A 14435-nucleotide genomic window follows, 5' to 3' on the forward strand; every position below is an offset into this window, starting at 1 on the left:
TTTCTCCTGTTTTTTTCGTAAATTTGACCAAAACGGATCCCCAAAATAACGGCTTTTCAAGCCGTTATTTTGGGGTATTCTGACCAACTGATCATCATGCGAAACGACTTTCTGAAAGGAACAGGAGAAGGGATGACGGCCACTGATAAGGAGATCGAACGGGCGCTTCGACCGCTTTCGTTTGAAGACTTTACCGGCCAGGCTAAAGTCCTCGAAAACCTCGAAGTGTTCGTAAAAGCTGCTATGCAGCGGGGCGATGCACTCGACCACGTACTGCTCCACGGCCCTCCGGGTTTGGGTAAAACGACCTTGTCGCACATCATTGCCAACGAACTGAACGCGAATATTAAGATGACGTCCGGACCGGTGCTTGACAAACCAAGTGATCTGGCCGGTCTGCTGACCAACCTACAGCCCAACGACGTTCTGTTTATCGACGAGATCCACCGGCTGAACCCGATTGTGGAGGAGTATCTGTACTCAGCGATGGAGGATTATAAGATTGATATCATGCTCGACTCGGGGCCGAACGCCCGGACGGTGCAGATCAAACTGAATCCGTTTACGCTGATCGGGGCTACAACGCGGGCCGGTATGCTGACGTCTCCGTTGCGGGCACGTTTCAGTATCAATTGTCGGTTGGAGTATTATGATGCCAAGCTGCTCACGACCATCGTTCAACGGTCGGCCGCTATTCTGGGCACCCCAATCGACGAGGAAGGGGCCTTTGAGATTGCCCGCCGAAGCCGGGGGACTCCACGTATCGCCAACAACCTGCTGCGCCGGACCCGTGACTTTGCACAGGTGAAAGGGAACGGCTATATCAATGTCGAAATTGCCGAGATGGCCCTGAGTGCGCTGGACGTAGATCAGAACGGTCTTGACGAAATGGACAATCGAATTCTGTCGACCATCATCGAGAAGTTCAAAGGCGGGCCAGTTGGTCTGACAACCATTGCCACTGCCTGCGGTGAGGAAGCGGAGACGATCGAAGAGGTGTATGAGCCGTTCCTGATTCAGGAAGGTTTTCTGAAGCGGACATCGCGCGGCCGGGAGGCTACCGAGAAAGCATATCATCACCTCGGTATCATGCCGAACTACAAAACCGGCGAGTTATTCGGGTAATCAATAAGTAAGAAGCCCGGCTATCAAGCGCAACGTAGTACGTTGTCGTTTGATAGCCGGGCTTCTTCGTTTGCGCGATACTAAGCCAGGATTTTGCTCTTGTAGATGCAATCAATCACCTCTGCCACTGCCGTATCTACCAGAAAATAGTAGATATTCTTCCCACTTCGACGGATGTCGAGAATTCCCTTATCACGCATGTTAATCAGGTGATGTGAAATCAGAGATTGCTCGGCGTTCAGATTTTTGTAAATCGTCGAGACGTTCAATTCCTTGCTGTCATTCAGCATCTGAATGATTTTGATGCGCAGAGGATGAGCCACAGCTTTTAAAACGTAAGCCGCTTTATCAACGCGCTTTTCATCGTCCATTACTTTTTCAGTAGCCATACAGTATACTGTTAGGTGTGCGTGTACGGTGAAAGATACTCTAATTTCAACAGTTGTGAATCTGTGTATTATTAGATTTGAGGCTTAATTTATCCAAAGGTTCATTTTGTAATACTATTCTTTAATGTAGCTACTTAAATAGTTCGATGGATTTAATTGATGCCTTGGAGATGAATAATATCCTGATTGTCAATATGTAAATTAATATCATCATAAGTTTACTTTTTTGATCTATCGTTTACCTCGCCAACTGATCAGAAAGACTCCAGTTAAAACCAGTAGGGTTCCGAAAACTTGTGCTATGCTTATGGTTTCGTTCAGCAAAGTTGTGGCCAGGATAATGGTAAAAATCGGACCGACACTGGCTACAATGGAAGCATTACCTGATCCAACCCGTTTGATGCCTTCGGCAATCATAAACGTTGGAATGACGGTAACAAACAAAGCCATTGCAGCCGCCAGGCCATACACTGCCAGGGGGTACCCAGTCAGGTGCAGGCCGTTGGCAATTGCACAGTGCAAAACCGTTGGAACCGTAGCGGCCATCATCGCGTAACAAGTATAGCGCTGTGAGCCAACGAGCGAGATCATGTTGTCGCTGCCGACCAGGTAGATGGCATACACCAGGCCGCTTAAAATAACCCAGAAGGCCCCCAGAACTACGTTCTTCTGCGCGGATGTTTCAATATTTCCGATAAATGCAATCAAAAGGCCCGTATAGGTTAAAGCCAGCGCCAATACCTGTAGTCGAGTAATTCGGCGGCCATAGCCAATGGCGTTCATGAACAACACAAAGGTGGGATATACAAACAGCAGAATACGTTCCAGACTAGCTGTTATATACACCAATCCCAGAAAATTGAAGAAGCTGGCCAGATAATAACCCGTGATCCCCAGCATAGCCAGCGTTGCCCACTGACGCAGCGTCAGCTTACCCATTACTTGATCGGCCGACTGGCGTGACAAATTCAACGCTATGCCGATATAAAACGGCAAGGCAAACAACATTCGCAACGTCAACAGCGAGATCGAATCGATGTGGTATTGATAAGCCAGCTTGATCAGAATACCCTTCATGGCAAAGCAGAATGCCGCCAAAAAGACGAACAATGCACCCAGCCAATATGAAAATCGCGTCGTTGAGGATTCAGCAGGAACATTCATAACAAAAAAACCCTCCGAGGGGGAGGGTTTAGTTCATTTCTGGCGGAAAAATATCGTAATGGGTACCCCATCGAACCCAAAGTTTTCCCGAAGCTTATTTTCCAGAAAACGCTCGTAGGGCTCCTTGATGTACTGGGGTAGGTTGCAGAAAAAGACAAACGTCGGTGAGGGTGTCGGCAACTGAAGCATGTACTTGATCTTGATCTGCTTGCCTTTGGTGGCTGGGGGCGGATACGCTTCAATCACCGGCTGCAGGGCTTCGTTCAGCTTTGAAGTCGCAATTTTCTTATGCTTATTCTCATACACCTCCATTGCTTTTTCCATCACCTGGAAAATACGCTGCTTTTCATGAACCGAAGCAAAGATGATGGGTAAATAATCGATCGGGGCCATTCGCTGCACCATCTCCTTACGCAGTACGTCGGCGGTCCGGTGGTCTTTTTCAACGGCATCCCATTTGTTAACCATAATTACTACGCCTTTCTTGGCCCGCACAGCCTGACCAATGATGTTGAGGTCCTGTGCTTCGAGACCCCGGGTTGCATCGAGCATAACAATGCACACATCCGACTCTTCCATTGCCTTTATGGAGCGCAGAATGGAATAGAATTCGATATTATCCTGGATGCGGGCTTTACGCCGAATGCCGGCTGTATCGGTCAGGATAAAATCTTTGCCATACGCCTTGTAGCGGGTGTTGATTGCGTCGCGGGTTGTGCCGGCAATGTCGGTTACAATACTACGCTCCCTGCCGGTCAATACGTTCAGAAACGACGATTTACCTACGTTTGGCCGCCCCAGGATGGCAATCCGGGGAATGCCTGCTTCCGGATCTTCGACGCCTTCGCTCTGAAAATGCTTCACGACCTCATCGAGCAGATCGCCAGTGCCGCTACCCGTTTGCGACGAAATTGGATGCGGATCGCCTAGCCCGAGTGCATAAAACTCAGAAGCCGCCTGCTGGCGATCGAACGTTTCGGCTTTATTGGCCACTACATACACCGGCTTTTTCGACCGGCGCAGTACGTTAGCAAAATCCTGATCAAGGCCGGTCAGCCCGGTCATGGTATCGACAACAAACAGCAGGACGGTAGCTTCTTCAATAGCAATCTCTACCTGCTCCCGAATGGCCCCCTCAAAAATATCCTCCGACCCGACGACGTAGCCGCCGGTATCGATTACCGTAAATCGCTTATCAGTCCACTCGGCATAGCCGTAATGCCGGTCGCGAGTGACACCGCTCTGGTTATCCATAATGGCCTGCCGCTGCTCCGTTAGCCGGTTAAACAGCGTTGATTTCCCGACGTTCGGGCGGCCAACAATTGCTACAATATTTGCCATGATTCGAAGGAGAGGGAGGAAAGGAGGAAGGGAATAAAAGGGAAAGCATGTAACTCCTTTCTCCTTTCTTCATTTCCTCCCCTTCCTCCTTTAAAAATTATTCATCATATCCCAACCGCTTGAGCGTTCGCTCTTTCTGCCGCCAGTCGGGTTCTACTTTGACGAATGTGTCTAAAAATACTTTTTTACCGAAGAACCGTTCCAGTTCCTCGCGGGCCATAATGCCCGTTTTCTTAATCATCTTACCACCCTCGCCCAATAGAATGGCGCGTTGCGTGGTACGTTCAACCAGAATTTCGGATTGAATCACGATAATGTCGTCCTTGTCCTTGAAAGACGTAATGACAACCTCGCAGCTATAGGGTACTTCTTTTTTGTAGTTCAGGAAGATTTTCTCCCGTATGATTTCGGAAGCGAAAAAACGCTCGGGTTTGTCCGTCAGTTCGTCTTTGGGGAAGTAGGGCGGGTGCTGGGGCAACCGACTGACAATGCCTTCAAACAGCTTGTCAATATTAAAGGCATTCAGCGCTGAAATCGGTATGATCTCCTGGGCTTTAAAATGCTCCTGCCAGTACGCTATTTTTTCGGATACCTGTTCTTGTGTGGCTAAGTCTACTTTGTTGATCAGCAGCAGAATGGGCGTCTCCGTGCGCTGAAGCCGCTCGATAACATCGTTTTCGTCGTGTTGTTCGAAAATGTCCGTCACGAACAGAACTACATCGGCGTCTTCGAGCGAGCCTCGCACAAAGCTCATCATCGACTCATGCAGTTTGTACTGCGGTTTGATGATGCCCGGCGTATCTGAGTAAACGAGTTGAAACTCTTGTCCGTTGTGCATCCCGTTCAGGATGCCCATAATGCGGTGACGAGTAGTTTGGGCCTTCGAGGTGATGATGGACAGGCGTTCGCCGACGAGTTGATTCATCAGCGTCGATTTACCCACGTTGGGTTTACCCACAATGCTGACAAAGCCGGCTTTGTGATCGGGCGATACCTCGCCGATCAGCGGATTTTCAAGGTCTGTATTCATGTTAGGTGATCCCGCTGACAGTAGCAACGGCTTGGTAACTCAACTATCTCCTTGGCAAAAGAGTGCCGGGAGTGAAAATTTTTTTACAAAGGTAGTTGATTTTTCTGGAAACTGTCGTACCTTTGCAGTCCAAACATCGCGGGATGGAGCAGTTGGTAGCTCGTTGGGCTCATAACCCAAAGGTCGCTGGTTCGAGTCCAGCTCCCGCTACTAAGCAAAAAGGCCACTGATTTCAGTGGCCTTTTTGCTTTTGGTGCTTTTCGTAAGCCAAGACTTACCACTTTCTTCATTCAACGGATTCAACCGCGTTGACAAGCCTGTAACATTACGGTTAGGTCATGAGTTAACAATCCGTTAACACATCCATCATTCAATTTATCCTGTCGTGGGTATCGGTCCGCGCGTCTTTCTGGTAAGCGCCTGGTTTGCTGTCATCACATTGGCGGCTAGCGCACAGCCGTTGCCTGACCAGCCCAGCATATATTTTCCTCAGGCGCCACAACCCGGACAGTGGCGCAGTTCAGTGGGTATGGTCTTCACAACAACTCCTCCTGAAATAACCGAAGAAATACGAATTACCATCCCGGCCATCGACGTAAACCTACAGCGAGGACTGTCAAAACGCCTGTATATCATCAGCCGGCTGCAAACCCAGTTTGTGCAAAGTAACCTGACGCTCGGCTTGCGGTGGGCTACTCCGCTTAATGACCGATTCCATCTGTCGGTGGGCGATGACATAAGCGGATGGTTTGGTGCACTCAGACTTAAAGATGTATTCAACAGCCAGGCGTACGGGCTCGTTAACTACCCCAATGCGTCGGTTGGTTATCGGCTCACGCGTGATTTACAACTGGCGGTGCGTGCCGAAGCCATAATTGACTGGTATTATCGTTCGCAGGTGGGTAGTTTGGCCGTTGAGTACAAACCACGGACGGTAAACGGGGTAGCGCTGACGTTTGTACTGGAACAGCCTTTTTATAATCGTCGGCACGTAACGCTGGGGCTTCGGGCGGTGTATGCCGATTTCAACTGGCAGTTTTGGTCGCTCTACGAAACGTTTGACCGGAATTTGTTCTATCCGCAACTGTTATTCGGGTTCATTTTATGAAAGCGGTGGCTTACCTGATGATAGGGCTATGTACGCTCATTTTCGGTTGCAGGGAGGAATACGAAGCACCGGTGCCATACCAGTTTGTTAGCCCTCCCGGTGCCGGACGATTTACGACTTCTATCCGACAGGCCATGGAGGGGGTGTATGCCGTAACGAACGGGGCCGACCGTTTTGGCAGTCAGGTTGCCCTGAAGTGGACATACACGTTAGAAGGAGCCGATACTACATTCTACCTGTCTATTTTCGCTGGGCAGGATGCGGCTTTTTTCAATCTGGAAGGCCGACCTGATTCAGATAGCCTGGTGGTAGCGGGCTTTTGGCGCAAGCTGGTCAATACGGAAACCGGGCTTGTTCGGTTTTCGGTCCGGACCAGGCGAAATGGCCAAATCAGAAATTTTTCTGGAGTCAGCAGGCCGGGTGATACGCTTATGTTAGATGGGACGTATGGTGATAATTCGGTTCAGCCGAACCGTCGGTTAACTCTGCTTTATGAAAGGCCGCTCAATTCGACGCCCTACGAAATTCTGGCTCACCGGGCTGGCGGCCGTACGTCTGATTTGCTGCCCACATCCGAAAACTCACTCGACATGATTAAGCTGGCGTCCCGCTTAGGGGCGACCGGAATTGAGATAGATGTTCGATACACGAAGGATGGCGTACCGATTCTCTATCACGACAATAAACTGAATCTGCGGCTCATTCAGAAAAATGGCTTGATTGGGGCAGTTGAGGAATACACGTATCAGCAGTTGAGTTCGCATGTTCGACTGATCAATGGCGAGAAGATTCCGACGCTGGAAGAAGCCCTGGAAACTGTGATTGCCAACACAACACTCCGCTTCGTCTGGCTCGATACCAAATACATTGGGCCAATGGACAAAGTGCAGGCTATTCAGCAAAAATACCGGCAACGGGCAATATTGGCTCGTCGGGATCTGCGGATCGTCATTGGGTTGCCCTCAACGGAAGCGGTTGAATCGTATCGGGCGTTGGCAAGCAAGGAAAACACGCCAATTCTCTGCGAATTGGATACGGCTGTCACCCGAAGTCTAAACGCCCGAATCTGGGCACCTCGCTGGACTCTTGGACCGCAAACTGAGGAGGTAAAAGCTATGCAGGCTGAGAATCGTACGGTGTTTGTCTGGACGCTCGACGAACCGCAATTCATTCAGCAGTACATCAACGAAGGGCAGTTTGATGGAATCCTATCCAACTATTCTACCCTGGTTGCTTACTACCATTACACTCGCCAGCCATGAAACTGAGTAACGCACTACGTAAGGCTGCCTGGCTGTTTTTTGTGTTTACGCTAAACGTAGCGGCCTGGGCACAAGCTGAACGTAGCACAGATTCGACGAGGTCCGAACGAGGGCCCTATGCAATCGTAGTATCGATGGGGGGAGGGGTGTCGTATTATGCCATGACGCTTGGCGTTCCGGTTGAATTAGAACGTGGACGAACGAACCGGTTGGGCGTACCAGCCACAATTCGCGTAATGTGGTATCCGGATCATCGGCTGCGCCTGGGGCTGGAAACTGGTCACGTACCCATGTACAGGTATCGCGGCCAGGTGAACGGCTTACCATCGAAGGTGGCCGTCTCGTCAGTGCCGGTGCTGTTAGTCTGGTCAATGCCGCTGGCCTGGCTAAGCGGAACGGAACGTAGTCTGGCCCGACGCTTGAGCCTTGCTGCCGGAACCGGTGCTTATTTCATTTCCTCGCGGCTCGACTACGTCGGGACGGTGAACGGCAAAACGACCAGTTTGGGCTGGATGGTCGCCAGTTCGTATACACAGCCCATTAACCGAACGCTACGGGCTGCGGTTGAACTAAAATGGTATAACTCGGTGGCAACCGACGATGCTGCGTTTGCGGTGCAACTACAATTGGTATGGCGGGCGTTCTCGTGGTAGAAGCCTGTAGGAAACGTTATGAATAAAGAACTTCAGGATCGTGAGATAGTGTTTCTGAGCGATACCCAGGCACCGATGTGGGTCGAGCGGCTGGTATTACGGACGCATCAGAATACGCGGGCAACCACCATAATTTTTGACGAAATCATCCGTCTTCGTCCGCCGGTGTTGTACTGGCTGGGCGACATTGTATCGCTTGGCTTCCGGAATAACAAGTGGCGTATCATTGACCGGTTCTTAGCCCAGTGTACTGAAACTGGTACGTCTGTTTACGCCATTATGGGAAATCATGACGTAATGGGGCGCCCACGGAAGGGCGCCCGGAACTTCCAGCAGCGTTTTCCGGACCATAGCCCCACGGGGTACATGCAGGTAACCGATGGCATCGCTGTTGTCATGCTGAATTCCAATTTTCATATTCTGTCTGCGGCTGATCTGGTAAAGCAGCAAACGTGGTACGAGGCAACACTACGTGAAGCCGACGCCAATCCAGCCATACAAATGGTGATTGTGACTTGCCACCATGCCCCCTATTCGAACAGCAAGCTGGTGGGGTCGTCCAAACTGGTGCAGCAGCGCTTTGTGCCGCCCTACGTAAAATCTAGGAAGGCCAGCCTGTTTATAACCGGTCATTCACACGCTTTCGAGCGGTTTCAGTTCGACGAAAAAGAGTTTCTGGTTATTGGGGGTGGGGGCGGACTACGTCAGCCATTGAACGTATCGCCTAGTCGCCTGCCTGACATGGCTGCGTCTTACAAGCCATTGTTCCACTACCTGACCGTTCGGCGCGACGATCAGGGGTTAGCGGTGACGTCTCACTCTTTAAGAGATGATTTTTCCAGTTTTGATGAAGGCTATCAGTTTATTATCCCATACCCGTTAAGCGTAGCCCGAACCCCCTGAGCTATAGTTCCTCGATCTGCCCGGCACCCAGTTCGTTGAAAAGCGTCTGCCAATACTGCGTAACGGCCGGGTTGTTTTCCTTTACGGACGCATTCGGTTCGAACGGAAGGATCATCGTAATGCTTGGACTGCCGATGGTATACTGTTTTAGCTGTTCAGCATCTTCCTTTGCCCACGTATCGGCCTGTGCATTATCGGCTGGCGGACGTACCTGAAAATCGCGTCGGTTGGCACCTTTTACACTTTCGATCATATCGCTGAGGTAATACACCTTAACGGCCGCTCCGGTTTCGTTGGCCCTGGCAATAACGGGCAGACTGGCCCAGATGTCGGTTTCGTTGTTGGATGAACCGGTATTCTGAGCGGCCAGTTGTTGAAGAACACGCTGTCGGATCTGCGCTTTTTCGCGGCCAAGGGCCAGCTCAAACTCCGTTTCGGCGGCTTCGCGGTCGGTTGGGCTGGCCGCACTGACATCCTCCATTTCTGTGCGCGTTGTCAGGCTTACGGCCCTTGCCTTCGACGTATTCTCATGAATGAAGTATACATCCAGCCGATCGCCTTTCTGCTTGATGTTCTGCTCGATGATGTCATTGATTGCCTGCTGGTATTTTTGAGCAACAAAGGCTTTATCAATGTTGACGCTTCGGGTCTTATCCAGAAAAATCAGGGTATATGTAGGTTCGTCGGTTGGTGTTGCTTTCTCCTTGTCCGACGAGCAGGCCGTTGCAAACAGGATCAGAAACAGGGCTTTTTTCATAGGTAAGATCGTGGAAAATCAACGTATGTATAAAACGGATTCCGTTCGCTAAACGTCTATCTGATTGGTTTAACGCAGCTTATTTAACGGCTAATGCCTGCCGTAACGTACTGTCGGCCGGAGCATTGTGATTCCAGTAATCAGTCTGAATGGTCTTTTGCAAAACGGCCCGGGAGGTCAACAGGTTATCTTTGCTCTTATACGTTTCTTCCCAACCAGCAATTTTATGCGGAAAGCGCTCTTCAAACACAATCATCAGCGTCCGGCCGTCGGTTGGATACTCGACAGCATATGTCTTTAAGCCCTGGCCCGGAAAAATGGTCCCCTGATAATCTGCCAACGTAGCTTTGGCGGTTATTGGCTCGAGGGTTTTGTGCCGTAGCCGGGCGGTGGCTGTACCCGGAATCAGCGTTACGTTGCCGGTAGGAAGCTGATCAGGTGCCAGGCGAATCCGTGTCCATAACTCATCTTCCAGCAGGGCTTTATCCACTTTGTAGTCTTCTTCGACTTCTTTCTCAAAATACGACCGGCCATTTATCTGATACCCATTGTTTTTGTAGCTGAGTTGCAGGTAGCTGTGCCCGCACCACTCCTGTCCCGACGTACTTACCTTTAACGTGTAAGGAAAAGCGGACGATTGGCCGTTACTGATGGGCGTGAAGACAGACGTAAATAGGGAATAATCGTAAATACCCGTTACAAATTTCTTGACGGCGTTTAGTTTTAATACTGGTATCGCTTTGTCGCGGCTCTCTTCGGTTTCGGCTTTTACCAGTTTATCCGTACGAAAATCTTCTGTAACGAAAATCAAAACGGCCTGGCCAGGATTTAGCGCGCCATACTGCGCTTGTTGCAACTGATAACTATTCAGTTCTGCCTTACCGCTGAACCAGTACGATCGGAAGTCGGGCGATACGTCGGAGGGCGTTTTCGATGCGCTTGCCGATTGCTGGAAGATGGTTGCTTGCATGGCCAACGCAAAAACAACCGCAAGGACGACGACAATGAGCAGAAAGTTCTTTTTAACAAACATGGCTTTGTTTATTTCAGCATCAAATTACCGGTACTTTCTGCTATCTTACAAAAGCTTAGCTACCGGAACTGATCAAATATGACGAAGTATTTACCGAAAAAGATTGTTTGTTGTTCGTATTTTCTGCTATCCCTATCCTGGCAACTTGTCAACGCACAAGTTCCAAAAGCGCCTGCCCGTGCGGAAGGCGATGGCCCTTACAACCGCCTGCTTATCCGGGGCGTTACGTTGATTAACAGCACGGGGGCACCACCGGTTGGACCGGTCGACATTGTGGTGGAAAAGAACCGGATTGCCCAGATCAGGCAAGTAGGCTATCCGGGCGTTCCCATTGACCCTAAAAGCCGTCCGCAGGTAAACCCCGGCGATAAGGAACTGAACTGCGAAGGCATGTACCTGATGCCCGGCTTTATCGACATGCACGGGCACATTGGCGGCAATGCGCAGGGTACTCCCTCTGAATACGTATTTAAGCTTTGGCTGGGCCACGGCATTACTACCATTCGCGACCCATCGTGCGGTAACGGGCTGGACTGGGTGCTGGAACACCGTACGAAGAGCGAACGTAACGAGATTACGGCTCCCCGGATTAAAGCGTATACTGTGTTTGGGCAGGGAGCTAAAGAACCTATAACAACGGCCGAACAGGCACGGGCCTGGGTACGTGACAACGCCAAAAAAGGCGCGGATGGCATTAAGTTCTTTGGAGCGGAACCGACCGTGTTCAAGGCGGCTCTCGAAGAAAACAAAAAGTTGGGGCTACGGTCGGCCTGCCACCACGCGCAACTCGAGGTGGCTCGCATGAACGTACTGGCAACGGCCAAAGCTGGCCTCACGTCGATGGAACACTGGTACGGCCTGCCGGAAGCGTTGTTTGCCGATCGGACTATTCAGGATTATCCGGCCAATTACAATTACAACAATGAGCAAAATCGGTTCGAGGAAGCCGGTAAATTATGGCAACAGGCGGCTAAACCAGGTACCGAACGCTGGAATCAGGTGTTGGACGAACTGATCGCGCTCGATTTTACCATCGATCCGACCTTCAATATTTACGAAGCAAACCGGGAGTTGATGCTGGCTCGCCGGGCGGAGTGGCACGATGAGTATACCTTGCCGTCGTTATGGCGTTTTTACGGCCCGAGCCGGATTTCGCACGGATCGTACTGGCATAACTGGGGAACCGAGCAGGAAGTAGAATGGAAGCGGAATTACCAGTTGTGGATGGCTTTTGTAAACGAGTATAAAAACCGGGGGGGGCGCGTTACGACCGGCTCCGATTCCGGGTTCATCTATCAACTGTATGGCTTTGCCTACATCCGCGAATTAGAATTGCTGCGGGAAGCCGGTTTCCACCCGCTTGAGGTGATTCGGGCTGCTACGTTAAAAGGGGCTGAAGCGCTGGGAATGGCTGATCAGATTGGTTCCGTGGAGGTAGGTAAGCTGGCTGATTTTGTTATTGTTGACCAGAACCCGCTGGCTAACCTGAAAGTACTGTACGGTACGGGTGCCATTCATCTGAATGACCGAAACGAAGTAGAACGCGTCGGTGGTGTAACGTACACGGTGAAAGATGGCGTGGTCTACAACGCAAAGAAATTGCTGGCCGACGTACGACGGATTGTGGCCGAAGCCAAGCAAAAAGAAGGTTTTGAGATAACGCAGCCGGGTGTAACACCCAAAGCCGGAAAAGTAGGAGGAGGGAAGTAGGCGATGTATGCACAGTATGACAGTTCAGCTAACTGTCATACTGTGCATACATCGTCTTTTTCTTACGGTTTGTTGCTGTCTACAACCAGTCGGTTGTCGCGGTTGGCAATGTCCCAGGCCGTGTAGAATACCAGTCGGGCAGTTCGCTCAGCCAGTTTAAAATCAATTTTCTCTACATCGTCGGTTGGCTGGTGATAATCAGCGTGAAGGCCGTTGAAGTAAAAAATGATGGGGATTTTGTGCTTGGCAAAATTGTAGTGGTCGGAGCGATAGTAGATACGTTCAGGATCTTTTGGATCATTGTATTTATAATCCAGCTCCATTTGTGCGTACTTCTGGTTTGCTTCTTCACTGATTTTGTGTAGTTCTGACGATAACTTGTCTGATCCGATGACATAAATGTAGTTGTCCGATTTGCCCTGGTGCAGATCGTCGACCCGCCCGACCATGTCGATATTTAGGTCAGCTACTGTGTTTTCGAGCGGAACAACCGGGTTCATATCGGCGTAGTATTCTGAACCTAACAGTCCCTTTTCCTCGCCGGTTACGGTCAGAAACAACATTGACCGCCGAGGACCTTGTCCAGCCGCCTTAGCCTCAGCAAAGGCTTGTGCAATTTCCAGAACCGATACAGTTCCTGAGCCGTCGTCGTTAGCGCCGTTGTTGACTTTACCATCGGGGTTAACACCAATGTGATCGTAGTGCGACGACACGATCACAACTTCATCTTTCTTGTCGGAGCCTTCGATAAAACCAACGACGTTTTCGGTCTGCACTTCTTCCTCCCGACGCTCGGCTTTAACAGCCACTTTACCGCTCAGCGACGTCGTGACAGGCTTACCGGTTTTTGATATCTGCTCAGTAGCCGCTTTAAGCTTAGTAACGGTTGTGTTGAGCAGGGTTGCCGCCGTTTCATTGGCAATCAAAAAGATACCAACAGTACCTACATTCTCGGCGCCGGACTTCAACCCTAGCCGGTTGAAGCGGCCCTGCAACGCGTTTCGTTGAGAAAGTAGTTGTTTGAATGCTTCGGGCGACTCGGCCGAAACAATAAAGATCTGGGCGGCACCTTTATCTTTCGCCAGAGTAGCTTTATTACGCCAGCCAGCCGTGCCGGTCCACTTGGAAGCATCGGTCACGACCGATGTACCGTCAGCTTTCTTTGGCTCGCCTTCCATAATGACGACCGCTTTGCCGGTGACATCGCGGTTAGCGTAATCATCGTAATTAGCGTCGCTTATGCCGTAACCGACAAAAACTGTTTCGTAGGTTGTTTCAGTCGGTAAATTCAACAGGCCGTTCGTGACAAAATCGTTCAGATAGGCAAATTGCTTACCACCAGCTTTAACGTAGAAATCGCCCCAGGTTTTGCGATAGAGCTTAAAGGGCTGTAGATAACCGGTTTGACCGTCGCCTGATTTAACGATTGCCTGAAGCCGGTTATCGGCAAATTGCTTGGCAATGTATTCGGCCGCTTTCTTCTGACCGGGGGTACCGGTTTCGCGGCCCTGCATATCATCGGCGGCCAGCACGCGCAGGTGCCTTTCGAGGTCGGCGGCCGTAATGGTCTGCGCAAATTTAGTGGCCTGATCGGCCGGTGCCTGCGCCAGCAACGTAGTGCTCGTTACCAACAGACAGGGCAGCACAAATTTTAACATAGAAACACTGATGTTCTGATTAGACGGGTGAATATCCGCTGTTTTGTTAAACGACTAAAAACGAGGTAAACTGTATATACTTTTCTGATAGGGCAAAAACTAAAGCTCTAAGCCAGCCCGGCAACTAAATTGTTAGGCCAACGACAGACAAAGCCATGCAGTCTGGAAAGCCGCTAATTAAGCAGGCAAACAGCTACTAAGTTACGGAAATACTGGTAAAGTACAGGCAAGGGCGATTTGAACGGATGTGGTCAGGCCCGTTCGACAAAGATTTTGAACATTCCAATAACTTGGTTGTATGA

Annotated in this window: 13 protein-coding genes and 1 tRNA gene; 7 read left to right on the forward strand and 7 right to left on the reverse strand. The window is 50.4% G+C overall.

Features of this window, described 5'->3' with window-relative positions; all coding sequences use genetic code 11:
- Nucleotides 1-96: 96 nt before the first annotated feature.
- Nucleotides 97-1125 carry a Holliday junction branch migration DNA helicase RuvB gene (gene ruvB / locus BN8_RS28585; protein ID WP_009285435.1) on the forward strand — a complete coding sequence of 343 codons (1029 nt, stop codon included), beginning with the start codon at nucleotides 97-99 and terminating at the stop codon, nucleotides 1123-1125.
- A gap of 80 nt (nucleotides 1126-1205) precedes the next feature.
- Here the strand turns inward: ruvB and BN8_RS28590 are convergent, their stop codons facing one another.
- The 4 genes from BN8_RS28590 to era form a co-directional block, all read right to left on the reverse strand.
- Nucleotides 1206-1514 (reverse strand): ArsR/SmtB family transcription factor, encoded by a 309-nt coding sequence (locus tag BN8_RS28590; RefSeq protein ID WP_009285436.1) that lies wholly within the window; start codon nucleotides 1512-1514, stop codon nucleotides 1206-1208.
- Nucleotides 1515-1745: 231 nt separating this feature from the next.
- Nucleotides 1746-2678 carry a DMT family transporter gene (locus BN8_RS28595; protein ID WP_009285437.1) on the reverse strand — a complete coding sequence of 311 codons (933 nt, stop codon included), beginning with the start codon at nucleotides 2676-2678 and terminating at the stop codon, nucleotides 1746-1748.
- Between the two features lie 33 nt (nucleotides 2679-2711).
- Complete coding sequence (der, locus tag BN8_RS28600) at nucleotides 2712-4019, reverse strand: ribosome biogenesis GTPase Der (RefSeq protein WP_009285438.1); 1308 nt, start codon at nucleotides 4017-4019, stop codon at nucleotides 2712-2714.
- Nucleotides 4020-4116: 97 nt separating this feature from the next.
- Nucleotides 4117-5049, reverse strand: a complete 933-nt coding sequence (gene era / locus BN8_RS28605) for a GTPase Era (protein WP_009285439.1) — start codon at nucleotides 5047-5049, stop codon at nucleotides 4117-4119.
- Nucleotides 5050-5186: 137 nt separating this feature from the next.
- Between era and BN8_RS28610 the strand changes: the two genes are divergently transcribed.
- The 5 genes from BN8_RS28610 (at nucleotide 5187) to BN8_RS28630 (ending at nucleotide 8975) form a co-directional block, all read left to right on the forward strand.
- Nucleotides 5187-5259: transfer RNA gene (locus tag BN8_RS28610), tRNA-Met, on the forward strand.
- A 319-nt stretch (nucleotides 5260-5578) separates the two neighbouring features.
- Nucleotides 5579-6157, forward strand: coding sequence for a hypothetical protein (locus BN8_RS28615; RefSeq protein ID WP_009285440.1), 579 nt, complete (start codon nucleotides 5579-5581; stop codon nucleotides 6155-6157).
- Nucleotides 6154-7419 (forward strand): glycerophosphodiester phosphodiesterase, encoded by a 1266-nt coding sequence (locus BN8_RS28620; RefSeq protein ID WP_009285441.1) that lies wholly within the window; start codon nucleotides 6154-6156, stop codon nucleotides 7417-7419. The genes BN8_RS28615 and BN8_RS28620 overlap by 4 nt, the downstream gene beginning before the upstream one ends.
- Nucleotides 7416-8072 (forward strand): hypothetical protein, encoded by a 657-nt coding sequence (locus tag BN8_RS28625; RefSeq protein ID WP_009285442.1) that lies wholly within the window; start codon nucleotides 7416-7418, stop codon nucleotides 8070-8072. Before BN8_RS28620 ends, BN8_RS28625 begins: the two co-directional genes overlap by 4 nt.
- 18 nt (nucleotides 8073-8090) lie before the next feature.
- The gene (locus BN8_RS28630; protein WP_009285443.1) at nucleotides 8091-8975 is read left to right on the forward strand and encodes a metallophosphoesterase family protein; all 885 of its coding nucleotides are present in this window, start codon (nucleotides 8091-8093) and stop codon (nucleotides 8973-8975) included.
- Between the two features lies 1 nt (nucleotide 8976).
- On the opposite strand, the gene BN8_RS28635 is transcribed toward BN8_RS28630, so the two are convergent.
- A complete protein-coding gene (locus BN8_RS28635) occupies nucleotides 8977-9732 on the reverse strand; it encodes a hypothetical protein (protein ID WP_009285444.1) in 756 nt (251 codons plus the stop codon).
- Between the two features lie 79 nt (nucleotides 9733-9811).
- Nucleotides 9812-10765, reverse strand: a complete 954-nt coding sequence (locus BN8_RS28640) for a hypothetical protein (RefSeq protein WP_009285445.1) — start codon at nucleotides 10763-10765, stop codon at nucleotides 9812-9814.
- A 78-nt stretch (nucleotides 10766-10843) separates the two neighbouring features.
- Between BN8_RS28640 and BN8_RS28645 the strand changes: the two genes are divergently transcribed.
- On the forward strand, nucleotides 10844-12475 hold the full coding sequence (locus BN8_RS28645; protein ID WP_009285446.1) for an amidohydrolase family protein: 1632 nt from the start codon (nucleotides 10844-10846) through the stop codon (nucleotides 12473-12475).
- A 62-nt stretch (nucleotides 12476-12537) separates the two neighbouring features.
- Here the strand turns inward: BN8_RS28645 and BN8_RS28650 are convergent, their stop codons facing one another.
- On the reverse strand, nucleotides 12538-14133 hold the full coding sequence (locus tag BN8_RS28650) for a M28 family peptidase (protein ID WP_009285447.1): 1596 nt from the start codon (nucleotides 14131-14133) through the stop codon (nucleotides 12538-12540).
- Between the last annotated feature and the right edge of the window lie 302 nt (nucleotides 14134-14435).

Origin of the sequence: Fibrisoma limi BUZ 3 (genome assembly GCF_000296815.2) — a bacterium.
In the GTDB taxonomy this organism is placed as follows: domain Bacteria; phylum Bacteroidota; class Bacteroidia; order Cytophagales; family Spirosomataceae; genus Fibrisoma; species Fibrisoma limi.

Excerpts from the sequence above, each read along its gene's own strand:
- ruvB (WP_009285435.1), top strand. The coding sequence starts at position 97 with ATGCGAAACGACTTTCTGAAAGGAACAGGAGAAGGGATGACGGCCACT.
- BN8_RS28635 (WP_009285444.1), bottom strand. The coding sequence starts at position 9,732 with ATGAAAAAAGCCCTGTTTCTGATCCTGTTTGCAACGGCCTGCTCGTCG.
- era (WP_009285439.1), bottom strand. The coding sequence starts at position 5,049 with ATGAATACAGACCTTGAAAATCCGCTGATCGGCGAGGTATCGCCCGAT.
- BN8_RS28630 (WP_009285443.1), top strand. The coding sequence starts at position 8,091 with ATGAATAAAGAACTTCAGGATCGTGAGATAGTGTTTCTGAGCGATACC.
- BN8_RS28625 (WP_009285442.1), top strand. The coding sequence starts at position 7,416 with ATGAAACTGAGTAACGCACTACGTAAGGCTGCCTGGCTGTTTTTTGTG.
- der (WP_009285438.1), bottom strand. The coding sequence starts at position 4,019 with ATGGCAAATATTGTAGCAATTGTTGGCCGCCCGAACGTCGGGAAATCA.
- BN8_RS28645 (WP_009285446.1), top strand. The coding sequence starts at position 10,844 with ATGACGAAGTATTTACCGAAAAAGATTGTTTGTTGTTCGTATTTTCTG.
- BN8_RS28640 (WP_009285445.1), bottom strand. The coding sequence starts at position 10,765 with ATGTTTGTTAAAAAGAACTTTCTGCTCATTGTCGTCGTCCTTGCGGTT.
- BN8_RS28590 (WP_009285436.1), bottom strand. The coding sequence starts at position 1,514 with ATGGCTACTGAAAAAGTAATGGACGATGAAAAGCGCGTTGATAAAGCG.
- BN8_RS28595 (WP_009285437.1), bottom strand. The coding sequence starts at position 2,678 with ATGAATGTTCCTGCTGAATCCTCAACGACGCGATTTTCATATTGGCTG.
- BN8_RS28620 (WP_009285441.1), top strand. The coding sequence starts at position 6,154 with ATGAAAGCGGTGGCTTACCTGATGATAGGGCTATGTACGCTCATTTTC.
- BN8_RS28615 (WP_009285440.1), top strand. The coding sequence starts at position 5,579 with ATGGTCTTCACAACAACTCCTCCTGAAATAACCGAAGAAATACGAATT.
- BN8_RS28650 (WP_009285447.1), bottom strand. The coding sequence starts at position 14,133 with ATGTTAAAATTTGTGCTGCCCTGTCTGTTGGTAACGAGCACTACGTTG.